The sequence below is a fragment of the Stieleria sedimenti genome, from assembly GCF_025060895.1.
Taxonomy (GTDB): domain Bacteria; phylum Planctomycetota; class Planctomycetia; order Pirellulales; family Pirellulaceae; genus Stieleria; species Stieleria sedimenti.
This window is the reverse complement of sequence record NZ_JANZKV010000042.1, coordinates 125,581-147,908: the sequence shown is the minus strand read 5'-3', so window position 1 is coordinate 147,908 and position 22,328 is coordinate 125,581. Positions and strand designations below refer to the sequence as shown.

Sequence of the window (22,328 nt, the reverse complement as noted above, 5' to 3'; positions counted from 1 at the left end):
CGATTTACCCGTTCGAGATTCTGGTTGATCGTTCATTGCATCTCTCCCAATTCATCTCCGAACCCGATCACTTTGAAACTGACGGCTTCGCCCGTCGTGGTGACGTCGCTACGACTGACCGACATGTCGCGAACGGTCTCGCCGCAGGTCAGCATTTCGCTTCCCCAATACGGATTTTGCAGGTCTCCTCCAGGTTGCATCCAATCGCCACCGCCCCCAGGTACCATTGGGCAATAATAGTGCGTTAGCTTTGCTGCCGTCTTGGGGCCGCGTGTGACGGTTGCGGCATGCAAAAGCGCGTGGCTGACACTGCGGTAAGCTTCACGAGCGGTTTCGAGTGAACCGTCCATCCTTGACGCACCCCGCCGTGCACTTGCAAAACGTGACTGGGCGTCGTCTGGGACGTCTGGAAACATTTCGAGTTTGTTAAGAGCATCCAACAGTGTATTGAGCGCCACCGGTGGGGGCGTCCTGTCGGCCGCCATCGCGCACTGAATCTCGAAATAAGCATCGTAGGCACGATCGAACTGTACGCCCGACTCACCAGCCAACATGACCGGATCACGACTGGGGAGTTCGAGTGGGCCTGGTGAATAGCTGGGTGCTTTACTGGGGTCCATCAACGATGGATTGCCAGCAAGCTGCATTTGCGAGTCGATTAGAAAATTGCCGTTTGTTGCGACGGTTTCGCCTGCCGCCATCCCTTCGACGATAATTGCCTGTTCGTCGTTCATCGCTCCAACCGTGACGCGGCGAATCTCGAATCGTCCTGGTTCGGTCTCGACGTAGATGACACCCTGTTCACCGGTAAGCAACACTGAGTCGCGCGGCACTGTAACGACACGCTGCGACGGCACTGGCTCAGGCGAGTAGCCGAGCTGAGCCGTTGGTATCAAGTCCATGCCGCAAAGAGGACAGTCGCCAGGTTCGCCCCGGATCACTTGTGGGTGCATCGGGCTGATGAACTTGCCAGCAAGCGCCGGATCGTAAACCATGTCCGCAGGTATCGCGGGAACGCTGATGCGAGCCGTTGCGTAATCACCCGGACGCAGCTTTCCATCGTAATTCATCACTTCAACACGGACACGAACCGTACGAGTCGTCGGGTTGACGGTCGGATCAATGAACGCGACGCGGCCGGTAAAGACTTCGCCAGGCATCGACTGAATCTCAGCTTCAACTTGTTGGCCGAACCGAACCGATGCTGCATCGTCGGGAAACAAATCCAGCATCATCCAAACGGATGTCAGATCAGCGATGCGGTATATCTTTTGCCCGGTCTTAACGTAGTCGCCTTCGACCGCGGCCTTTTCCAAAACAGTTCCAGTCTGCGGGGATTTGATTCGGATACGTGATTCCGGCCTCCCACTTTTGCGGAGATCTTCGATCTGACCGGTAGTCATTCCTAGTTCACTCAAATTTTCGCGAGCCATTGCCTGCATGTTCGGGCTGTTGACACTAAAACGTCCAACCGACTTGCTTTCCAGGCTGGTGATGTATTCGGTTTGTGCGGAGTAGAGTTTCGGGCTGTAGATCAATGCCAGGTCATCGCCCTCGCGGACTTCGACGCCAACGTAGTCGGCGTACAATTCCTCCAAACGTCCGTCGATGTACGCGGAGATGGTCGAAAGTCGGCTTTCATCGAAATCGATCGAACCGATCGTGCGAATCGTTCGATTCACTTCACCCATCTTGCTGGTCGCAGTTTGAATCCCAACTAAACGGCGAGCAGACGATTCGATCGTGACCGAGATTCCGTCACCGCCGCCGCCCCCGGTTGCTTCGACCAACTCCATCGCACAGACGGGGCAGCGCCCCGGCTCTGTCGAAGGCGGCGTGCACATCATGGGGCAGATGTAACGTTTGTCTTCACCACCACCGGCGTCGGCAGCAGCCTCGCCATCAGCACCGCCAGAAAACCCATTGGCAGTCACCCATTCTGCGCGCTGGGCAACTCCAATCATCAATAGGATGAGTGCCGCGACGGCGACGACTGCGATAGCATTGACGCCGACACGGAGTAACCATCCCAATCCGTCCAGCCTGGAAGCCGCGGCGGGCGCGGGCTCGGCTTCCGATGTGGAACTCGGTTCGGTCGCAACAGACGCATCCGAGGATTCCGAAGCACTCTCGACCGACTGGGTCTTGATTGCCGATGCTTGCGTTTCCACAGGCTGATCTGGGGGCAATTCGCCCTCCGCTGCTGGGATGTTGTCTTTATCGGTCATCTTGAAATCCTCCTTGTTCTCCGTAGTAAGCGAGTCGCTGCGTCGTGATTGGTTAGCGGGATTCATCATCGTAAATTCGAAGGAGCTATGAGCGCAGAAAAGTCGTCAGGCGAGTCTTCCCGGAGCGTGTCTTCCGGTGCTGCCATCGAGTGGGACCCACTGTCGAACGACAGCAGCTACGAACTGATCGGGCAATCCAACGGCGCACACGTTCTTCGCAAAACGTCAGACGCTGATTTCGGCTTCAGAACACGCTATGAAACGCGCGTGAAACTACAGTCGCAGGCGCAGCTTATAGCCGCCAGATGCAGAACTGGACTTGAGAGAAGTGTGGCGAAAGCAAGCTCTCGCCAACATCGCGACGGGCTGGTCGCGGGGGCATTGCCCCCCCGAAAAGGTCGGCCAAATTTGAATGCCGGATCGCCACGGACTGACGCGGTGAAACCGTTGGCCTAGGCGGTGCCGAATCACCAAGCGGCGGGCCTTCTACACCACAACGGCAAGTGGATGAAACTTCGTGGCTGGATTGCGTATCGCCCGCTTCAGCTTCGTAACCCTCGAATGCCGCAGGTTCGACCGTGCTGATGGCAATGACTTTGAGTTCCAAAGTGGCATGGGAAAACATCGTCCTGTCGGAGCTGCCCCATGCATCATTGGACTCCGCTTCGACCGTGCAACAGCCATTTTCGCCGTCGGCTTTTTCGCCACCACCACAGCAACTGCATTTGTCGTCTCGTGAAGCGACTTCGCAGCATCCGCAGCCTTCGCACATGTACTCGGAAGCATAATTTACACCGCAATCTTCCGCGGAAACCAACGCCATCGCCGGCTGAATCATCATTGCGATGGTCAGTGAAAGATTGACGACGGTACGAATTAGACGCGAGCGAAACACTTTATCCTTCCGAAACAGATACCTAGACCCGGTATATTCTGTATATCGTAAATTTGGCCGAAAAGTTCAATAGGAATTGGCTGACTAGGCGGAAATCGAGCGCAAATTTCTAGCATATCAGGGATGGAACGCCATGGATTGGCAATCTAAGACACTCATAGCCAAGCAAGCGAAACGGCTAATCTTTGCTGCGGTAATCACTGCGTCAGCCTCTGGGTGTGCCTCGCAATCAGGCATTCGACTTTCCTCAAAAGCTGGCCAAGCGACGAATTCCGGGACGGAAGTGACCGATTTTCATTCAAGGAAGAACCGCAGTCGAACGCAATTAATGCGTCAAGACAAGGTGGATGCCGTTCGGCCGGCTGGTTACACCGATGATGTGGTATCTGAGTCGCCACGGACGTTCACGCAGTCACCCGAAGGCACCGCCGAGCATAGTTTCGGTGACTTGATGCAACTCGATTCGCCTCGCCATGGCGACAATGAAGCCACGCCGCCGGAGATTCCAAAAGCCAAACTTGAGGAATTCGAAGGCAATCGAGAGGGCGTGTCCGTCACTTCTCCCGCCGGCCAGCCGGTAGAATATTTTGTTCAACAAGCCCTGGCGGCTCACCCGAGCATTCGAGCCGCTCGACAACGTGTCGCCGCCGAACTCGACCGCATTCCACAAGTCACTGCACTCCCAGACCCACAATTCAACAACACGTTTTGGCCGTTTCACGACTACGCAACACAAACCGCCGCCGGTCGTATCGCTAACCAAATGTCGTTACAGCAGGGCGTGCCCTTCCCTGACAAACTGCGTGCCAAAGGTGCGATTGTAAGCCGCGAAGCTCAAATGGCGCAAGCGGAAGTCGAGCGCATCGAGCGTCAGATCACCGAGTCGGTGCGATTGGCATATTACGAAATTTGGTATGCTTCTCGCGCCATTCAAATAATCGAGGAAACACGAGACTTGGTAGACGACCTTACGAAGGTCGCCGAAGCTCGTTATCGGGCCGGAGGCACGCAGCAAGACGTGTTGCGTGCTCAGTTAGAAACGGACCGGCTGGACGATCAATTGGTGCAGCTCCAGAGACAAAAAGAAGTCTCCCAGGCGGACCTTGCATCCTTGCTGCAACAGCCAACGTCACTGTTGGCCGAAGCAACGTACGAACTTGGCATTGCTGACGCACCAATGCAGCTTGACGCTTTGATCGCACAGGCCGAGCAATGCAATCCAAGCTTACGCGGACTCGCTGCCGAGATTGCACGAGATCGTGAAAAGCAGCGACTCGCCTGTCTCCAGCGTTTCCCTGACTTCATGGTCGGTCTCAACTGGGGCATCGTGAGCGATGGCCATGATGTCATCAGTCCGGTCGCCAATGGGAATGACAATCTCAGCATTACGTTTGGCACAACACTTCCGATCTGGAGAGAAAAAATCAACGCAGGCGTTCGCGAAGCCGGTCGCCGCACTGGCAGTACGATGCAACGGCTTGAAGCAGAGCGTGATGAAATCTATGGACGACTGCGACGCTTGCTTGTGCAAGCTGATTCATTTGTCGAGCAAACAAACATTTACGAAGAACGTCTCATTCCTCGCACCGAAGACACGCTGAAGCTTGCGATTGCCGACTACCGAGGCGAACGGACCGACTTCTTTGCCTTGATCGAAACCTATCGTGAGCTGTTGATGTTCGAGATTCAGCTCGCTCGAATCAATGCCTCGCTTGCGGGCACAATCGCACAGATTGATCGGACCGTTGGATGTCCTTATTGAGTGGGGGAGTGGGGAAGCGAACAAACTCCGATGCGTTGGGTCATTTCATTGGCCCGCTCGTCAGCCGCCAGGATCATCATCTCCACCCCAGTCGCTCAAGCTCGTCCCGCAATTCTCGCCGTGCCCGGTTCAACCTTGAGCCTACGGTACCTTCAGGGATGTCCATGATCTCGGCGATCTCTGCATAGGAGAGTTCCTGTACTTCCTTCAGCGTCAATACCGCCCGCAGTTCTGGCTCAAGCTTGGCAAGTCCAGTCTCCAGCATCTCGGCATCTTCTAAGCGAAGCCCACTTTGACTCATTTGGGATTCCGGTTCATGGCGAATCGTGTCGACGTTATCTCTCTTGCGACGTCGCAAAAATTGCAACGCCTCATTCGTCGCCACACGGTAAATCCACGTTTCCAAACTTGATCCGCCACTGAAGCGATCAAGTTTGCGAAAGATCCGCATGAACGCCAACTGCATCGCATCATCGGCGTCCTGGCGACCCACCATGCGAACCATCAGCGCAAAAACGCGACCGCTGCAACGCTCGTACAGCCGACCCATCGCATCATGGTCTCCGTCGATGCATTCGCGGATCAATGCGGCGGTTGTAGCGGCATCAACCGCCGGCCTCCCCGACTGTTGCTCGTTCGTAATGCGTGGATTACTCAATAAATTGCGTCTCCGGCGTACACAGCAGCAAAATGAGGAAATCCGGGCTTTTTCGTGAAGGACGCAACATCGCCCAGCATCGAATTCAGCGAGTGAGAATGAGACCTCACCAAAACATCCCCTGGTTTTCCAACAAAGGAACCCCGCAAATGAGTACAAAACCGTTCGGAATCGCTGCGCTGACCCTGGCCGCTATGTTCACCTTTGCATCGCTGGCTGCCCAGCCCGCGTCGGCGCAAGGCAGCAAAATTCGCTCGACCGTCGAGCGACGGCAAAGTCCCGGAAAGGGTTTCTGGGCCAATCAGCGAACGTCGCGCAATATCCAACATGCCCGCGATTACTCGCGAAGCATCGGAAGCTACACAACCCAGGCGCCGGTGATCAACCCTGCGATCACGCACGCTGAATCGCAAATGCTGGGCATGCAACTCCAGGGGATCCAACGCGACATGGGCATCGTTCGCGAGGTGTACGTCGATAACCCGCAAGTCGTCGAGCAGGTCAAAGTCATCGACAACAAGCTCGCGGCAGCCTCGGAAACTCAAAAGATGCTGCACATGGAATGCTGCAAGGAAACCCCCGACGGCAAGATTTGCGGCGACATGGCCACGAAGTTGACGACCGCGCTGGACGAGATCAGGAAAGATCACGCCAAGTTGATGAAGATGACCGGCGACGACAAGCACGAAGGACACGCAGCACCCGATGCTAGCGAGTGATTTCGCAGCAGGCATGGCGTTCACGCACTTTCGTTGCATCCGTGCTCGCTTGATTTGATCGAGATTCAAAGGAATTGGCCGCCAAGTTTGTAATAAAACCAGTTCACGCGACCGAGAACATCGCTTGGACTGGGTTTTCATTCGTGCAGTAGCGCGGTTGCTTTGCGTAACTTACCGACCCGGTCGCCTCCCTAACGTCCCAATCCTCACGAAGGTCACAGTTTAAATATACCCGCACTGGGTATCAAGGGCAGGTGCCTGCCGTCGCGCTTCCCCTCCCAATACAGCCAACTAGGCTCCGAGGTCCAAGAAATGTTCACCCAACGTACACTGTCACTTGTCTCATTCGCTTGCGTGGCACTGATCGCGCTGTTGACAAGCGTCTCTTCCGTCGCACAAACGACTGGCGACACGCAAGCAAATCACTCCGATACGCCACCAGCCAAAGCAGAAGGCGGTGATCTCGCGTCGGAATTGCAAGCCCTGCGATTGAAAGTGGGGCAACTGGAAGCGGCTCTCAAGGCACAGCACCAAGCCCGTTACGCAACCGACGGTTCCATGCCGAGCATGTCGAGTAACAAAGCGATGGGTGGAATGAAGAACATGGGCAGTATGAAAAGCATGTCCCAGGACGCCAATGATTCGAGCGAGTCCGGCGGCATGTCGATGGGCTCTGGCGGCATGGGAATGGGGACGATGGGCGGCATGAAAAACATGTCTCAGGATTCCGGCAGCCAATCGTCCGGCATGGGAAAGGGCATGATGAGCAAAGGCATGGGCGGCATGGGGACGATGTCGATGATGAAAGGCAAGAAAGGAATGATGGGCATGGGAATGATGGGAATGAACCCCGCCATGAAATCGGATTCGATGGCCGGGATGGAGATGCCGTCCGCCTTACCTGGATTTCCAGGGGCATCGCATCTTTATCACATCGGCCAGACTGGATTCTTCCTCGATCATCCCGAACACATCACGCTGACCGACCAGCAGCAAAAGAAGCTGAACACGATCAAGGAATCCTCGTTGCTGGCGACTTCCACCTCGGAGCGCAAAATCGCTGAAGCCGAACAGGAACTGTGGGTACTGACCGCCGCTGACCAGCCAGATATCAGCAAGATCGAAGCCAAGGCAAAGGAAATCGCCAGCCTGACCGTCAACAACCGCATCGAGTTCATCCGTGCAGTCGGAAACGCTGCCGAGATTCTGACCGAGGATCAACGCCAAGCACTTGTCGGGACTGCGACGGACAACAACTAGCGGCAACTGACAATGTGCAATCCAAACTCTACGCGGCTTTCACTCGAGATACTCCATGGCTATCGAACCGTCCGGTGACATCTTTGAGCAATCCCTCCTTCGACTCAATCACGCGGCGGAGTTCGCAAACATCGAGAGCGAGTCTCTTGAACGGTTGCGACACCCCAAGTCGATCCTGCAAGTTTCCATTTCCATCCGGATGGACGACGGATCACTACGAGTGTTTGAAGGTTACCGCGTTCGACACGATGACACACGCGGCCCAACCAAGGGTGGCATTCGGTTCCATCCGGATATTCATCTGGGCGAAGTTAAAGCACTCGCTTTCTGGATGTCGTGCAAATGTGCGGTCGCAGGCATCCCGTTCGGCGGCGGAAAGGGTGATTGCACCGGTGATCGTCGAGGTTGCCAACGGGCCGACAACGACGGATGCCGATGTGATTCTGAACGCCAAGCAGGCACTGGTGGAGCCGGACATCCTGGCAAACGCGGGTGGCGTGACGGTCAGCTATTTTGAATGGACACAGAACCGAGCCGGTTACTACTGGACCGTTGCTGAGGTTCACGAGCGTCTGCACCAGATCATGACGCGTGAGTTCAACATCATCTATGAGCTGATGACAACGAATCAGATCGATATGCGAACCGCTGCGTATACGCACGCGCTCAATCGCATTGGCAATGCGATTGAAGCGCAAGGCACAAAGCGTTTCTTTTCGTCTGAGCATGCGGTGCAAGGACGTTAACGGCCTGCGTACTCACTTGCGATACAGCCGGGGACGCCGGCAAGCAGCCAGGTTTTCAAGTGGTCATGTTGACCGCTCCCTGGATCATGAACGTATGAAAACACTAAGCGTTTGATCCAGATTGGTCAAACGAGACGGCCAATCAATCGGCATGACCAGCAGGCTCGCCCTATGTTTCGGCGAATCCGTGATCTCAGCGTGAAGGAACCATGTGAAACACGCATCCAAATGGATGAAAGCGTGGCACTTGCATTGCAGACCGCCACGCTTGTTCACGCACTGGCCCGAACGGGCCTTCACGTTCCTTTCAAAAGGCGATTTCAAATGAAGAACGCATCAAAACTGAAGATACTGGCTGGCTTAGTTGTTGTAGCCGCAGCGATTTCATGGTCCTCACCCGCAATGGCTAGTGGCGGTCATGGGGGCGGAGGTCATGCAAGTGGCAGTCATGTGGGAAGTGGACATGGCTACGGAGGCCACGGCAGTTACAGCCATGGCGGATACGGACACGGTGGTTACGGGCATGGATACAGTGGCTACGGGCACGGAGCCAGCTACTACGGAACCGGGCTTGGCTATGGAGTGGGTTACAGTGGCATTGGCTACGGCGGCTTTGGCTATGGCAGCTACTATCCCAGCTACACCCCAGCCTATTCCAGCTACCGACCGGCGCTCGTTACCCCTCGCCGAGTACTTCATCGTCGCGTACGGTCGGGTTGCGGTTACTGATCCGTGGCCTGTAGCGAGGTTATCCAAGTCTGATTGCCCCATCGCACTCCGCGGTGGGGCTGCTTCGTCCAAGATGTTGCTGGACTCTGCATCGGATTTGTCACTTGGGTCGCGGCATCCGATCTGCTTGCCGGTCTTCGTCGATGGCGATAATAAATCGGTTCCGCACGCCAGTCTCGCTATCGCGGTTTCGATGACACTAGATGTGGTTGAAAAGCGTTCAGTTGTATTGGCGAGCTCGCGTGGTGCGTCGATTGCCAATGACACTCGACCGCCAGATGTCCGGTGTATCGTGATCGTTGTGTTCGTTCCGGGCAAGCAAATCGACTCGCCCATTTTGCGTGACAGAATTAGCATGAAATCGGTCCTTCGATAATTGGCTTGTTTGTGTTGTTTGGGCGACGCCGTTTTTAGGCAACGCTTCGGTATTTTGATTCATTTTGAAAAGGCGACTCGGTACCAAGCACCTGACGAATCCGAGCCGAAAGACGAAACAGGTCACCGCCGTACTCAATTAACTCTTCGATGCCCAAGAAGTCGGCCATGGCATAGTCGTGGACGGCAACCTCAGCACCGTACAAAACGACTCGCGTATCGCAATCGAGCATCGCGAGCTTCGGAGCTAACTGCCATGCCTTTGGGCTTGGAAGGGCAAGCTGCGCCACGACGAGTTTAGGGCGATACTTTTCGCACGCCTTCAGTGCATCCGTAGCCGACAAGGCTGTGACGACGCGATAGCCAGCTTCGATCAGATCACCGGCCAATCGAGCGTAAACCTCGTCGCGTGGTTCGACGATGAATGCGATGGGACGGGGCGTTGATCGGCGACTTTGATGCGGTTTGGGCAGATTCTCCTGTTTGCGAGATGGCCGTGTTGGTGTCGAGCGAATGGGCGATTCTTGTTTCGAGGTCTTTCGATCAGCGGTTGTTGATCTCGCAAGCTTCTCGCCATTCATTTGTTCCGTCACGACAAAGGTGCCGTGGCAGTGCCCGCACGCAACTTCTTCGCCAACGAGTTTCGGGCGAACCTTCGCGGGGCGTCCGCATACCGGGCAGCCAATTAGGAGTGGCTCGGTGGCACCGCGTTGATAGCTTGCTGTTGCGATGGGCGCATATCGTTCTTGCATGATCATCTTGAAATCACTTTCCGTTTGAGAATGTCGTTTGGTTTGTTGCAGTGGAGCGAACGTCGGAAATGACGTGCACTACAAACGAAAACGACACAGGGCAACGCAAAGCGGCGCACCCGCTAGCACCGCGGGAGAAGCCTGCGGGACCGCGCGGGAAAGTGAACTGCCTGTCCAGTGCGAAGCAAAGACTCGCTCGCTCGCGAAAATCGGCGATGGAACTTCGGATTGTGGCTCAAGCCCCTGATCAGGCGATGATTGCTGACATCTACAAGGGCATGACTGGCAAGGTGCCGAGGAATCAGTTCCGCAGCAGCATTCCGGTGCAGACTCTGCTGAAGTAACGGACGAACCGACTTTCGACGGGCAATGCTCGCATTTGCAAGTGGAAGGCTGCGGTGCCCCGGCCGAGAACACGACGACGGCGATGAGGGCAGCAAGTTTCATTAGGCCAAAAAGCATTGGGTTCATGGGATCGTCCGTGATCGCGACTCATTCAACGCCCTGTTCTGGGCCAGTGTTGCGAGATTTGATGCACAAGAGGATGGAATCCTTCGCGGCAAATCAAAAATTTTCTAAACAAATTCGGAAGTGATTTGCAGCCGTTCAGGTTTGTTCGTGAAGAAACGGAAGGACTGCCGCATCCAAAGCGGTATTGACATCACACGAAATGAGAGAGTTCGCTCGATGCAAAGCCGTATTGCCGTTTTTCTTTTGCCGGTCGCCACAATGATGGTGGTTGGGTTGGCCGCGTCCGGAATCGCGTACGCCCAGATTTCGCCAGAAGAACACGCCAGCCACCATCCCGAAGAAGCTGCAAAAACGTTTGGCGAGTCAGGAATGGGTGGCATGGGCGGCAAGGAAATGGGTGGCCCGCCCGAAGGAACTGGGCCGGGAATGCTGGGCGGAAAAGGCGGTGGCATGGGAGGAATGATGGGAGGTGGCGAAGGCGGCGTCGGGATGATGGGTGGCGGCGGAATGGGTGGCATGATGGAAAAAATGGGTGCGCCCAAACCGAAAGACCTGTATCCATCGTTGATGGAATTGCCCGATTTGCCGATGGAGCGACGTGGCGAGTTGGAGCACGAGGCGCACCAGCGAATGATCGCGGGGACCCGGGTCTTGAGCGAAGGCTTTGACGAGCTTTCCATTTCAGCGGGCAGCGATGATTTCGTAGCCATGCAGGCTGCAACCGCCAAGATTCGCGAAGGACTCGGTGATTTTGAAAGTGGTTTAGCAGCCCATCGCGCACTTCGCGAAGGCAAAGCACCACGCAGTGTCGCCCTTCAGTGGTTCAAAAACGAAATGAACCTGAGTGACGGTACTCCAGTGGCAGCGTCGAACGCTTGGCTATGGGGCATGACACCGTTTCACACGCTCGTGATGGTGATCCTGGTACTGTTCGCGGTAACCATGATCTGGATGTACTTCTTCAAAATGCGCCGCGCCGCTTCGCTGCTGGAACGACTAGCGTCGAGTGAAGGAGGTGGGAGTACGGGAGTAGGGGCGTCAGCGAGTGGAGGAGCAAAGCTGGGAGTTGGGAGTGGGGGAGGTGGGAGCAATACAACAACGACTCCAAACTCCCCTTCTTCAACCGACTGTTGCGACACCGATGATGGATGCGTTACCGAACAAGACGTCAAGGGCGTCAGTCACAACGGGTTGCTCGCCGTTGGCAAGAAGAAACTCTGTAAGTTGCGGGTTGCCAAGATCATTCAAGAAACAGAAGACGTGAAGACGTTTCGCTTTGTCGCCTGCCATGGGGGCGGCATTCCGTTCAGCTACCTGCCGGGTCAATTTCTGACGTTGACACTGCCGGTTGCCGAGACACCGATCAAACGCAGCTACACAATTTCATCTTCGCCGACCCAGGGCTACTTCTGCGAGGTCACTGTCAAACGTGAAGATAAAGGCGCGGGGTCTCGTTACCTGCATGACCAAGTGAAAGTCGGCGACACGTTGGAAGTCAAAGCCCCGAGTGGCAAGTTCGTCTTCTCGGGGAAGGAATCCGACGACATCGTATTGATCTCCGGTGGCGTCGGAATCACACCGATGATGAGCATCGCGAGAGCGCTCACGGACATGGCGTGGCCCGGCGAGATTCATTTTATCGCCGCGTGCCGCGATCCTGCACACTTCATCTTTGAATCGGAACTCAAACGACTTCAAGAGCAATTTGGCAACCTGCACGTCCACGTCGCGATGAGTCGGATCAAGGAAGATCTTAACGGCTATACGAGCGGTCGCCTAAATAAAGAATTGCTGGCCGAGTGGGTGCCGAACATCGCGTCAAAACGCATTCACATCTGTGGTGCTCCGGCCATGATGGAAGCCACCAAAGCGATGCTCGCGGAACTGGAAGTGCCAGCCGAGAGCATTCACACCGAAAACTTTGGTTCCACACAGAAGCCGAAGGCGAAGGTTGCAGAGAAACAAGAGGCTCGCCAAGAGAAAGCGACGGGAGCGAAGGTCACGTTCGCGACATCCAACAAGTCCACTTCGTTGCCTCCGGACGAAACGATTCTCGAAGCGTCCGAACGGATCGGAGTCGATATTGATTACTCATGCCGAGTCGGCACCTGTGGCGAATGCCGGGTGAAGCTGCTTTCGGGCAACGTGTCAATGGAGGTCGACGACGGTCTGGAACCGGACGAGAAAGAAGCGGGAATGATCCTGGCTTGTCAGTCGAAGTCGACAGAGGATGTGAGCGTGGAGGCGTAAGCAATGAAAGAACGCGAAAAGATAGTCGTCACCGGCCTCGTCTTCCTCATGCTGCTCGCATGGCTTGGCTTTCCGCTACATCATTCTCATCGCTTCGCAGGCAGTTTTTGGGGAGGCGTTCTTGGCGTCACCGGGGCGCTGCTGATGCTGGTGCCCCTGGCTTACCTGGTCGTCAAACGCAACAAGCAGTTGAAGCAGGCCGTCACCAAACACGTTTCGATGCGAACGCTGCTCGCGTGGCATATCTATGCGGGCGTGTTGGGGCCGATTCTGGTCATCCTGCACAGTGGCCACAAATACAACAGTGCGCTGGGGATCACGCTGACGGCGATGACATTGCTGGTTGTTGTCAGTGGTTTCATTGGGCGATATCTGATGTCGGGATTCGCTACGGAGATCAAAGCCAAAAAGGCGATGCTCTCGGAATTGCAAACCGCCTACGACCAAGCTGTAGTGGAGGTTGGTTCTCATCCAGCTACCGCTGAAAGCTTGCGACTGTTCTCCGGATTCTTCAGCCGTCTGACTGCTGGCTTCCTTCTGCCGGAAGCGAGCGACACAGTGGACTCATCAGGGCAGAGTACGATCACACTCGTTCGTCTTGCAGAATCTATTGCCGATGTCGAGTTTGCAATCGCGACGCACGAGGACTTCAAACAATGGTTCGGGAAGTGGTTGAAGTTTCATATTGTGATTTCGTTCGTTCTCTACGGCCTGATGTTTGTGCATGTTTATTACGCCGTCTACTTCGGCTTGCGGTGGTTTGAATAAGACTCGATCTCCATGAAACGCAATCTACTTATCTTCATCACGCTCGCGGCAATCCTGTCGACTGCCTACGCCATGGGCATTTTGCCGGAGTCGGAAACGGATGCCGTGTCACACACGCTGCACCGCTCGGTCAATCCCGGTACGCTTTCGGCTGCTCACGCCAACCTTGGCGACAATTGCCAAGCCTGCCATACGCCGGTGATGGGTGTTGACACCGCGAAGTGCATTTTGTGTCACGCCAACAACGAGTCGATTCTGCAACGACAACCGACAGCCTTTCACGCTAGCATCGGCACCTGCAAGCAATGCCACCTCGAACACCAAGGGGTGGATGCGAGCTTGTCGGAAATGGACCACACGCTACTGACCTCGATCGGGATGAAGGAAATGCAAAGCGCGGAAGCGGGAACTGAAGAAGCGTCGGCCTATAACATGCTCGTCGATAAACTTCGACTGGCGTCTCCACCGCACGAACGGATCAGCCTGCAAGAATCGGTGCTCGACTGTGCTTCGTGCCATTCCAATGATGACCAACACCGCAGCTTATTCGGCAGAGATTGTGCCCAATGCCATGCAACCGACCGCTGGACGATCCCCGAATTCAAACACCCCTCAACCAACTCGACCGACTGTAACCAATGCCACCAAGCACCACCAAGCCACTACATGATGCACTTCAAGATGATCTCAGCCAAGGTCGCGGGCAAACCGCACGCCCGAGTCGAACAATGTCACCAGTGTCATCAAACAACGAGCTGGAACGACATCAAACGAGCTGGATGGTACAAGCATCACTAGGAGAGGGGGGGAGTGAGGAGTTGGGAGTTAAGAGTTTGATTCCCCCACTCCCCACTCCCCACTAAAAATGAAAACTGCTCTCATCGCACTCTACTTGCTCACCGTGACCGCACCGGTTTGGATCGCCTTGCTAGCGGTCCCGCAAACGGACCATTCGTTTTGGAGCGAGGTGGCGAAGAATAGTGGCCTGATCGGAATCGGCGTTCTGCTGATGCAGTTTGTCCTGGCCTCGCGGCTGCCAGTAACGAATCGCTACGTTGGCCTCGATAGCGTGATGATCTTTCACCGCTCGATGGGCATGTTCGCACTCGCCCTATTGCTCGTGCATCCCTTCCTGCTAGCGTTTGGCGAAGGGAACTGGAAGCTGCTTTACGGTCTCGATCAGACCTGGTACATCTGGGCTGGCAAGACGACGTTGTTGCTCTTACTCGTTCACATTTTGATCTCCGTGTTCCGTCGGTCGTTGAGGCTCAGCTTTGAGCGGTGGCGAGTTTTTCATGATTCGCTGGCCATAGCGATCATCGCGTTGGCGCTGCTCCACAGTTGGTACGCGGGCGGTGATCTATCCGCATTGCCGATGCAGATTTTGTGGGTGCTGCTTGGCGGCGCAGCGATCGCCGCGTTTGTTTGGCATCGACTCATCCGACCGCGACGCTTGGCGTCCAAGCCATATCGCGTTGACGACGTTCGACAGGAATCACCTGATGTTTGCACGTTGCGATTCGCGTTGCCCGAGGGTGAAACAGCAAACCATTTGCCGGGTCAGTTTCACTTCTTGACGTTTCCAAACTCCGCTGTTGTTCCTGCGGAGGAACACCACTTCACGATTTCCTCCAGCCCGACACTGACCGGGTTTGTCGAATCCACGATCAAAGCTTCGGGAGATTTCACCAGTCAAGTCGGCAAGATTCAAAGTGGCGAAACAGCGATTGTGCAGGGCAACTTTGGTCGCTTTTCCTACACCTTGAACCGGGACGAATCCGAACTCGTGTTCATCGCTGGCGGCATCGGCATCACGCCGCTGATGAGCATGCTTCGTCACATGCGAGACGTTGGTGATGAACGTCCTGTCACACTGATCTATGGCAATAAGACCGAAGCGGACATCGTGTTTCGCAGCGAGTTAGATGAGATGCAATCGACACAACAACCGTCATTGCAGGTCGAGCATGTCTTGTCCGCACCAGATAAACCTTGGGCGGGTGAAAACGGACACATTGATGGAAAGTTGCTCAACCGCTTGCTCGGCGGCGAGCTAATGAGAACCGGCTTCTATTTGTGCGGCCCTGCGGCGATGACCAGTAAGGTCGTCACTGCCCTGCGGCATCACAAGGTGCCGCGCCACAACATCCACACCGAGTCATTTTCCTTGACGGAAGACACGGCACCGACGAGTGCCAGAAGCATCTTTCGGAAATGGGTGACGGCACTGGCAATCGTCATCGCAGTCGTTTTTACGGTTACGGTAGCTGGCATACGTGCCGGAGGCAGCGAAGCCTCTGGCGACGGACACGAACATTCTCACAGTCATCACAGCCACTGAGTCAATTGAATCAGAACTACTACTCGATATAGGTGGCTACGGACTGGCGTATTGGCAAGTTAGCTTGGTTGCTCCTGACGAGAGCTGATTTGTGATTTGTTGGTTTGCGAGAAAAATCATTTTTCATGGATACAACTTCCGTCACAATTGTCTCGCTGGCAATCATTCTTTACAGCCTTGTGTCAGCGCGATTACGGCAGAGCGTCATCACAGCTCCGATCGTTTTCGTTTCATTCGGACTGCTGGTTGGCGATGGCGGATTTGGCGTACTCGAATTCCGGTTGGAACACGATGCGATCCACCTTCTGGCGGAATTGACTTTGATCGTCGTGCTGTTCACGGATGCATCTCGCATTGACTTAAAGCTACTTCGCCGTGAACACGATTTGCCTATTCGATTGTTGACGATTGGTCTACCGCTTTGCATGTTGATAGGAACGATCGCTGCTTGGTGGTTGTTCCCTGAGTTTGGATTTTGGCAAGCTGCGGTCTTGGCTGCGATTGTTGCTCCAACCGACGCGGCGTTGGCACACGCTGTCGTGACGAACAAACTGGTGCCGACACGCATTCGTCAAGCGATCAGCGTCGAAAGTGGTTTGAACGATGGGCTATGCCTACCGTTGTTTCTAGTCTTCTTGTGTGGTGCACGTGTCGCTGAGCATCTGGAAACGACCGCCTATTGGGTACAGTTTGCAGCAATGCAAATCGGGCTTGGACCACTGGTCGGAATTTGCGTCGGCTACATCGGCGGAAAACTGATTGAACGATCGGCGATTCGCAAGTGGATTAGTCATTCGTTCCTCGAACTGACAACCATCGCTCTGGCATTGGTTGCCTATGGGGCGGCGGAGTCAGTCGGCGGGAACGGCTTTATCGCGGCCTTCTGTGCGGGACTGACTGTCGGGAACGTCTCTCGATCAATTTGCCTCGCCATCCATGAGTTTGCGGAGGCGGAAGGGCAGTTGCTCACTCTGTTAATCTTCTTTGTCTTTGGTGCTGTCCTATTGCCGCTGGCCTACACGAATCTCACATTCACCGGGATGCTCTTCGCAATTCTGGCGCTGACAGTGTTACGGATGTTGCCGGTGGCGATCAGTCTTGTCGGTACTCGATTGCGTGGGGAAACACGTTTGTTTGTCGGATGGTTCGGTCCCCGTGGTGTCGCATCAATCGTGTTCGCCTTGGTGCTGCTCCAAGAAATTGAGGTTCCCACCCGGCAAGACATCTTTGCGATCGCAATGGCGACGGTCGCACTGAGTGTCTTTTGCCATGGATTGACCGCATATCCGCTCGCGAAATGGTACGCCGTCCGAGCCGAACGGGCGAAGGAAATCAGCCCAGCAGCGGAACACGAGCCCATCGTTGAAATGCCCTTTCGCTAATTGCCTTACTCGTGACCACGTTGATCACGCCGCCAGCGTTGAAGCGGGCGATGGGGGGGAGTTGGGAGTTGGCGAATCAAACTCCCTACTCCCTATTCCTCACTTTCTTCTTTTTCCGTGAAGGATTCGGCGAGCCGCGTCATCTAAACGAGCAGTCTACAAACCACTACCTCCTCAAGGATTCGAGGAAATCATGAAAAACGCAATGAAGCCGTGGGTCTGGCCAGTCGCTCTTTCGCTGGTCTTTGTTTTTTCCGGCTGTGCCAAAGATCGCACCGCCCTCCTGGGAATGCCCGGCGGCGGGGGCTGTGGTGGAGGAGGCTGCGGTGGCTGCGGCAGCTCGCCTAGTCCTGCGGGCTATGCCGCCGTGGCAGATTATCGTGCGACTGGCGGTGCGACGATGCCCCAGCATGACATGTCGCGGCAAGCAATGGCTTCCCAATCCATGCAGCAGCCGATGGCTGCCTCCGGTGGCAGCGTCATCAACAACAAGCTTTGCCCCGTGATGGGGGAGCCACTTGGATCGATGGGGGATCCCGTTCCGGTCACCGTTGACGGAGAAACGCTGTTCGTTTGCTGCCGCGGCTGCGTGAAAAAGGTAAAGGCAGATCCCGCCAAATACTTCGCGATCGCTCGAAACCAATAGATGGAAATCTGGACGATCTGGACAGACAAAGCATCGAGAGCGAATGCGACATCAGCTGCGTTTGCGATCGGTTGATGGAAATCTTTAGCGCCGAGAATGAAATTCAAATGCCTTCATTGCAAATCGTTTCTCCGACAGAAAAGCTTCGTGTTGTTGTTTTGGGCAGTGGTGCTTTGGGAATGAGTCTCCTGCGCGGCGTCGGCGACGCCTCTGAACACGCTCATCTCGTGGGCTTTCTGCCGGTTTGCAAAATCCCACGGTACTTTTTGCTCGAAAATCACCCGAAAGAAAAAGAGCTGCTGCAGTTTGCCCGTGATCGAGGGTTAGGCATCCTGGATTGCCCAGGTGTCAATAGCATCGGATTTCGACAAGAATTGGATAGGCTGAGACCACATATTGTACTAGTCGGTGGATGGCCAGAGATATTGAAGGAATCGGTGCTTAACTCCGGGCATACGACCTTCATCAACTGCCATGGCTCAGACTTGCCAAAATACCGAGGTGCCTGTCCGCACTTGGCATCTATTTTCTTCGGCGACAGCGAGACGGCCATCACGTTTCATCTGATCGACGCGGGCATTGACACCGGGGACATCCTTTTGCAGGAAAAAGTTCTGATCAAGGAGAAGGAAACCGCGTTGGCGTTGTCTGATCGAATGGCTGGATTGTCTGAGCATGTCGTCGCAAACCTACTACGGGCGATCGTCTCTGGACGTGCGATCCCAAGAAAACAGCTCGACCAATCCTCCTATGTTCCATCCGCTGATCCGCAGTGGGGATGGATTCAATGGCATTCCTCTCCTGATTCCATCGATCGAACAATGCGAGCTCTGGAGGGATACTTGCCGTTGTTTACGACGCTCAACGGTACGGTGATCGGGTTCGAGAATGGAAGACTTGTTACGTCACAACGCGATTTTTGCGAGAAGGCTGCAAGTGAATCGCGTAGCGATAAATCCCGCGTGCCTCCTGGCACGGTGATCTCCGACGACCGCGACAAATTGACGGTTGCGACGCGTGACCCAGGCTTCCACGTGGAGTTGAAGAAACCAGTGATTCTTCCATCCACACAAAATGCGCAGATGAGTCTGCGGATCAAACCTGGAGATCAATTCATCAGTCGAAAGTGTGCCAGCATTTTGAAGGCTGCTTGAAATCAATCCCAACAGCTGAGATGAAAAACGTACGACGCGTAGGTTTCCTGGTCTTGGCATTCGCGTCGACCGGCGCCGCGACCGGTCCACCCGGTTTTACTGGCCACTGGCGAGGGCAACTGGGGCCTGGTCTTCGGCTGGGGTCAGTCCTGGGGCATTTGGGTGGGCAGGGTTGCACTGCTGCTGTTATTGATCCATGCGGGGCACCGGGAGCCAGAAACCGGTCCAATTCGCTGATGAAAGACTCAGCGCCAACAAGTTCCAGCAGTCGGTGGCGGAGGCGGCTAACCTTGGCAACCATACTGCTGATATCGGTTTTACTGTTTGCTGTTGCGTTGCGTTGCGGCGCGCGAACGGAACCTCAGCAGACGGAGGGCATCAGCACTCGCACGGCCATACCCGCTGATTTCGGGGAAAGGAAGTGTTGGGGCCATAGGAGCCTGAGAGAAGGAAAGAGCGGCGATCGTTACAGCAGTGTGACGCTTGGGCTCCCAACTCGACAACGGGAATAATTTCCAAGATAATTCCGGATATCCGTGAAGGATTCGTCTAAACGCAGCGTCTAACCGTTTAACTTTCGTTCGTAGATGACGGCGGGAGTAGGTTTCAAGCACGAGCGAAACGCATGAACTGTGACGGCGTACAGCAACAACTTTCCAGCTATTTTGATGGCGAACTCTCTGATTCAGCCACTGCGGAAGTTCGCGCGCATGTACAGACCTGCCCGGCTTGTCAAGCGGAGTTAGCGGCATTCGAGAAGCTGAGCGTATCTCTCGCGGCTCCCCTGCCGTGTACAGCGCCACCGTGGTCTGCAATCCAGACGAGCCTGGCTGACGGCAGTCCCGTTGTGTCGCTTGCCAGTCCTGAGGCGAGCCCGAACGAGCGTGAAGGTGGACGCTCAAAATGGCGCAAAGATGCCCTGGTGATTGCCGCATCGTTGGCCGCATCGATCTTGATCCTGGCGTGGACGGTGCACCGTAACAATGGTCCGGTCCAGGTCGCACAGCACGATGCTTCATTGAGCAGGGAAATGACCGCTCAAACAGTGGATCCGCATCGCCTGGAATCAAACGTAAGCCCCCTCGACCACTTTGGGCACCAGCATGGTGCCCACGATGCCGACGTGACTGCGGTTACGGACCTGCACGACACGTTCGCGTTACATGCCTCCGGCACGGAAGAGGCAATGCAAAATCTGGCAAACCGATATAGCGGCAAATCTGCATCACTCGCCGAAGTCGTTGAGAGCTTCGGTCGCCAACCATCGATTCAATCCATGTTGCCAGCGTCGGTAAAACTCGTCTCAACACAGCTCCTGGAAATGCCGCAGTGCAATTGCTCCGAAAACGAGTGCACCTGTGGTCCCGGCAGGTGCAATTGCGTCGCATCGATTTGCCAGCGGCCAGACGGAACAACGTTCTTGGTGCTTGAGCAATGTCGAGGCCAGGAAGTCTCGTTCGGTGACACACCGACTCAACTTGTCAAACGCGGCAATCACGAGTTGAAAGTCGGCACGAGCGGCGAAACAATCGCGGTGAGCTGGAAAGCACCGAGTGGGAGATTGACCGCATTTGGACTCAATGGCCTGGACGAATTCGACCAAATGCTAGCGATGCAGTAACGGAGCACTTCGACGAACTCCCGTTGCCCACGCAGACTTTTCCGATTTGGAAAAAGATCCCAGATTTGCGTGAAGGATCAGGCTGGAGCCGGCATCTAAGCAGTCAACGTACAACGTTTCCGCTCAGGGATGTCGATGCATGGTTCGCCGTCTGCCCTGAGTGACTGAAAATTGGATTCCAAACCCCGAATCGAAGGATTCCCCGAATGACGATCAAACGATCACCCCTGTTGTTCTCGCTGGCCCTCGGACTGATTGCTAGCAGCCTCGTCTCTCTGAACGCCTTTGCCCACGAAGGTCACGATCACGAAGCGATGAAGAAGGCCGAGAAGAAAATCGAAGACACCCTTTCCAAGCTTCCCGCGGACGATCAGAAGCTCGCAAAGGAACAACGATTCTGCCCGATCATGACCTACGACCGTCTCGGTTCGATGGGCACACCGCTGAAGGTCATGATCGAAGGCAAGCCGGTCTTCCTTTGCTGCAAGGCTTGCAAAGAAGAAGCGGTTGCTGGTGGTGAAAAGACCGTCAAGACCGTCATGAAGTTGCGTGATTCAACGGCAACACTCGCCAAGCTGCCGATGGATGAACGAATGGCAGTGGAAGCCCAAAAGTACTGTGCCGTTGCCAACACCAGTTTCCTCGGCTCCATGGGCGCACCGCTGAAGCTTGAGATTGATGGCAAGCCGGTTTACCTCTGCTGCGGCGGATGCACCAAGAAAGCACAAGCTGATCCAGCCGGAACCCTCGCAAAGGCTCAAAAGCTGATCAAGGCCGGCACGATGGAGGGCATGAGCGAGCACAAGCATGACGGTCACAAGCACTGAGCTTGAGTGAAGAAAGTGGGGAGTTGGGAGTGGGGATGCAATATCTTGGCTAGCAGGGTTAGATGCTCCTCACGCTTTACTCCTCAATAGGCCGCGGCAGTATTCCCACTGCCGCGGCCTTTTTTCGTTTTTGGGTAATCGTTCCTTCGGCGACTGATGAAGAAGACTGCGTTGAACTGCATCTAAGGAAGCAAACGACCAAGCCGCTCAACCACAAGAAATCGGAAAGAAACCATGAGTCACTTCTGGCGAATGCTATTGGGTTGCATGATCCCAATAGCGATGATTTTTGTCTTGCCTTTGTTTGGTGTCAGCGAAGGCGTGACCCTAGCCGTATTCCTCGTTCTGATGCTCGGATGCCACTTGCTCTTGGTGCCCAGCCACCAGCCGGTTCACTCTGATCGCGACCACCAACACAAGGACCAAGATCATGCAAACTCTTAGCATAAAACGATTCGGCTTCGCGATCGCCAGTGCCTCGATCGTGTCGTACCTCGGATGTGTTTTCGTAATGATGACCGTCCCCAAGGATGTCGCAATCCGATTCTTCAATAGCCTCATGCACGGCGTTGACGTCACCACTATCATGCGTTGGGACATGCCGATTGGTGAGACCGTGTTGGGAGCCGTTGGAGTTTTCGTATTGGGATGGTTGTTCGGTGCGATGATTGCCTGCTGTTACAACTGCTGCGGAAGCGAGAAGAAGGGTGAGGGAGTTGGGAGTCGAGAGTGAATGAGTCTGGG

The 22,328-nt window shown here is 55.1% G+C and carries 19 protein-coding genes and 2 pseudogenes; 17 read left to right on the top strand and 4 right to left on the bottom strand.

Features of this window, described 5'->3' with window-relative positions:
• Positions 1 to 32 precede the first annotated feature (32 nt).
• Positions 33 to 1,964 (bottom strand): efflux RND transporter periplasmic adaptor subunit, encoded by a 1,932-nt coding sequence (locus tag NZK35_RS06845; protein WP_259631872.1) that lies wholly within the window; start codon positions 1,962 to 1,964, stop codon positions 33 to 35.
• A gap of 1,487 nt (positions 1,965 to 3,451) precedes the next feature.
• Here NZK35_RS06845 and NZK35_RS06840 point away from each other — a divergent pair.
• Positions 3,452 to 4,885: a TolC family protein gene (locus NZK35_RS06840; protein ID WP_259631821.1), complete on the top strand. Its 1,434-nt coding sequence runs from the start codon at positions 3,452 to 3,454 to the stop codon at positions 4,883 to 4,885.
• A gap of 76 nt (positions 4,886 to 4,961) precedes the next feature.
• Here NZK35_RS06840 and NZK35_RS06835 read toward each other — a convergent pair whose 3' ends face one another.
• Positions 4,962 to 5,390, bottom strand: a complete 429-nt coding sequence (locus NZK35_RS06835; RefSeq protein WP_407699773.1) for an RNA polymerase sigma factor — start codon at positions 5,388 to 5,390, stop codon at positions 4,962 to 4,964.
• 302 nt (positions 5,391 to 5,692) lie between these two features.
• Here NZK35_RS06835 and NZK35_RS06830 point away from each other — a divergent pair, with 302 nt between their 5' ends.
• The 4 genes and pseudogenes from NZK35_RS06830 (at position 5,693) to NZK35_RS34630 (ending at position 8,268) form a co-directional block, all read left to right on the top strand.
• Positions 5,693 to 6,262 (top strand): hypothetical protein, encoded by a 570-nt coding sequence (locus tag NZK35_RS06830; RefSeq protein WP_259631819.1) that lies wholly within the window; start codon positions 5,693 to 5,695, stop codon positions 6,260 to 6,262.
• Positions 6,263 to 6,856: 594 nt separating this feature from the next.
• Positions 6,857 to 7,522 carry a Spy/CpxP family protein refolding chaperone gene (locus tag NZK35_RS06825; protein WP_259631818.1) on the top strand — a complete coding sequence of 222 codons (666 nt, stop codon included), beginning with the start codon at positions 6,857 to 6,859 and terminating at the stop codon, positions 7,520 to 7,522.
• 55 nt (positions 7,523 to 7,577) lie between these two features.
• Positions 7,578 to 7,877 (top strand): annotated as a pseudogene (locus tag NZK35_RS34635) (Glu/Leu/Phe/Val dehydrogenase dimerization domain-containing protein); the annotation flags it as partial.
• Entirely contained in the window at positions 7,771 to 8,268 is a 498-nt protein-coding gene (locus NZK35_RS34630) for a Glu/Leu/Phe/Val dehydrogenase (RefSeq protein ID WP_323379614.1), read from the top strand. The pseudogene NZK35_RS34635 and the gene NZK35_RS34630, both read left to right, overlap by 107 nt.
• 393 nt (positions 8,269 to 8,661) lie before the next feature.
• On the opposite strand, the gene NZK35_RS06810 is transcribed toward NZK35_RS34630, so the two are convergent.
• Together NZK35_RS06810 and NZK35_RS06805 are read right to left on the bottom strand one after the other, a co-directional pair.
• Positions 8,662 to 9,354, bottom strand: a complete 693-nt coding sequence (locus tag NZK35_RS06810) for a carbon storage regulator (protein ID WP_259631817.1) — start codon at positions 9,352 to 9,354, stop codon at positions 8,662 to 8,664.
• A gap of 53 nt (positions 9,355 to 9,407) precedes the next feature.
• Positions 9,408 to 9,761 (bottom strand): DNA-binding transcriptional response regulator, encoded by a 354-nt coding sequence (locus NZK35_RS06805; protein WP_259631816.1) that lies wholly within the window; start codon positions 9,759 to 9,761, stop codon positions 9,408 to 9,410.
• Between the two features lie 578 nt (positions 9,762 to 10,339).
• On the opposite strand from NZK35_RS06805, the gene NZK35_RS06800 reads away from it, so the two are divergent.
• From NZK35_RS06800 to NZK35_RS06750, 12 genes and pseudogenes are all read left to right on the top strand, one after another.
• Positions 10,340 to 10,468: a hypothetical protein gene (locus NZK35_RS06800; protein WP_259631815.1), complete on the top strand. Its 129-nt coding sequence runs from the start codon at positions 10,340 to 10,342 to the stop codon at positions 10,466 to 10,468.
• A 343-nt stretch (positions 10,469 to 10,811) separates the two neighbouring features.
• On the top strand, positions 10,812 to 12,845 hold the full coding sequence (locus tag NZK35_RS06795; protein ID WP_259631814.1) for a 2Fe-2S iron-sulfur cluster-binding protein: 2,034 nt from the start codon (positions 10,812 to 10,814) through the stop codon (positions 12,843 to 12,845).
• A gap of 3 nt (positions 12,846 to 12,848) precedes the next feature.
• Positions 12,849 to 13,613, top strand: coding sequence for a hypothetical protein (locus NZK35_RS06790; RefSeq protein ID WP_259631813.1), 765 nt, complete (start codon positions 12,849 to 12,851; stop codon positions 13,611 to 13,613).
• A 12-nt stretch (positions 13,614 to 13,625) separates the two neighbouring features.
• A complete protein-coding gene (locus tag NZK35_RS06785) occupies positions 13,626 to 14,411 on the top strand; it encodes a cytochrome c3 family protein (protein WP_259631812.1) in 786 nt (261 codons plus the stop codon).
• Between the two features lie 67 nt (positions 14,412 to 14,478).
• The gene (locus NZK35_RS06780; protein WP_259631811.1) at positions 14,479 to 15,954 is read left to right on the top strand and encodes a ferredoxin reductase family protein; all 1,476 of its coding nucleotides are present in this window, start codon (positions 14,479 to 14,481) and stop codon (positions 15,952 to 15,954) included.
• 125 nt (positions 15,955 to 16,079) lie between these two features.
• Positions 16,080 to 17,336, top strand: a complete 1,257-nt coding sequence (locus NZK35_RS06775; RefSeq protein WP_259631810.1) for a cation:proton antiporter — start codon at positions 16,080 to 16,082, stop codon at positions 17,334 to 17,336.
• Positions 17,337 to 17,529: 193 nt separating this feature from the next.
• Positions 17,530 to 17,982 carry a hypothetical protein gene (locus NZK35_RS06770; RefSeq protein ID WP_259631809.1) on the top strand — a complete coding sequence of 151 codons (453 nt, stop codon included), beginning with the start codon at positions 17,530 to 17,532 and terminating at the stop codon, positions 17,980 to 17,982.
• Between the two features lie 74 nt (positions 17,983 to 18,056).
• Entirely contained in the window at positions 18,057 to 19,136 is a 1,080-nt protein-coding gene (locus NZK35_RS06765; RefSeq protein ID WP_259631808.1) for a methionyl-tRNA formyltransferase, read from the top strand.
• 625 nt (positions 19,137 to 19,761) lie between these two features.
• Positions 19,762 to 19,860: pseudogene (locus NZK35_RS34850) on the top strand (anti-sigma factor family protein); the annotation flags it as partial.
• A gap of 198 nt (positions 19,861 to 20,058) precedes the next feature.
• Positions 20,059 to 20,757, top strand: coding sequence for a hypothetical protein (locus NZK35_RS06760; RefSeq protein WP_259631807.1), 699 nt, complete (start codon positions 20,059 to 20,061; stop codon positions 20,755 to 20,757).
• Positions 20,758 to 20,963: 206 nt separating this feature from the next.
• Positions 20,964 to 21,584, top strand: coding sequence for a hypothetical protein (locus NZK35_RS06755; RefSeq protein ID WP_259631806.1), 621 nt, complete (start codon positions 20,964 to 20,966; stop codon positions 21,582 to 21,584).
• A gap of 430 nt (positions 21,585 to 22,014) precedes the next feature.
• Complete coding sequence (locus NZK35_RS06750) at positions 22,015 to 22,317, top strand: DUF5676 family membrane protein (RefSeq protein ID WP_259631805.1); 303 nt, start codon at positions 22,015 to 22,017, stop codon at positions 22,315 to 22,317.
• Positions 22,318 to 22,328 lie beyond the last annotated feature (11 nt).

Excerpts from the sequence above, each read along its gene's own strand:
- NZK35_RS06845 (WP_259631872.1), bottom strand. The coding sequence starts at position 1,964 with ATGATTGGAGTTGCCCAGCGCGCAGAATGGGTGACTGCCAATGGGTTT.
- NZK35_RS06840 (WP_259631821.1), top strand. The coding sequence starts at position 3,452 with ATGCGTCAAGACAAGGTGGATGCCGTTCGGCCGGCTGGTTACACCGAT.
- NZK35_RS06835 (WP_407699773.1), bottom strand. The coding sequence starts at position 5,390 with ATGGTTCGCATGGTGGGTCGCCAGGACGCCGATGATGCGATGCAGTTG.
- NZK35_RS06830 (WP_259631819.1), top strand. The coding sequence starts at position 5,693 with ATGAGTACAAAACCGTTCGGAATCGCTGCGCTGACCCTGGCCGCTATG.
- NZK35_RS06825 (WP_259631818.1), top strand. The coding sequence starts at position 6,857 with ATGAAGAACATGGGCAGTATGAAAAGCATGTCCCAGGACGCCAATGAT.
- NZK35_RS34630 (WP_323379614.1), top strand. The coding sequence starts at position 7,771 with ATGACACACGCGGCCCAACCAAGGGTGGCATTCGGTTCCATCCGGATA.
- NZK35_RS06810 (WP_259631817.1), bottom strand. The coding sequence starts at position 9,354 with ATGCTAATTCTGTCACGCAAAATGGGCGAGTCGATTTGCTTGCCCGGA.
- NZK35_RS06800 (WP_259631815.1), top strand. The coding sequence starts at position 10,340 with ATGGAACTTCGGATTGTGGCTCAAGCCCCTGATCAGGCGATGATTGCT.
- NZK35_RS06795 (WP_259631814.1), top strand. The coding sequence starts at position 10,812 with ATGCAAAGCCGTATTGCCGTTTTTCTTTTGCCGGTCGCCACAATGATG.
- NZK35_RS06790 (WP_259631813.1), top strand. The coding sequence starts at position 12,849 with ATGAAAGAACGCGAAAAGATAGTCGTCACCGGCCTCGTCTTCCTCATG.
- NZK35_RS06785 (WP_259631812.1), top strand. The coding sequence starts at position 13,626 with ATGAAACGCAATCTACTTATCTTCATCACGCTCGCGGCAATCCTGTCG.
- NZK35_RS06780 (WP_259631811.1), top strand. The coding sequence starts at position 14,479 with ATGAAAACTGCTCTCATCGCACTCTACTTGCTCACCGTGACCGCACCG.
- NZK35_RS06775 (WP_259631810.1), top strand. The coding sequence starts at position 16,080 with ATGGATACAACTTCCGTCACAATTGTCTCGCTGGCAATCATTCTTTAC.
- NZK35_RS06770 (WP_259631809.1), top strand. The coding sequence starts at position 17,530 with ATGAAAAACGCAATGAAGCCGTGGGTCTGGCCAGTCGCTCTTTCGCTG.
- NZK35_RS06765 (WP_259631808.1), top strand. The coding sequence starts at position 18,057 with ATGGAAATCTTTAGCGCCGAGAATGAAATTCAAATGCCTTCATTGCAA.
- NZK35_RS06755 (WP_259631806.1), top strand. The coding sequence starts at position 20,964 with ATGACGATCAAACGATCACCCCTGTTGTTCTCGCTGGCCCTCGGACTG.
- NZK35_RS06750 (WP_259631805.1), top strand. The coding sequence starts at position 22,015 with ATGCAAACTCTTAGCATAAAACGATTCGGCTTCGCGATCGCCAGTGCC.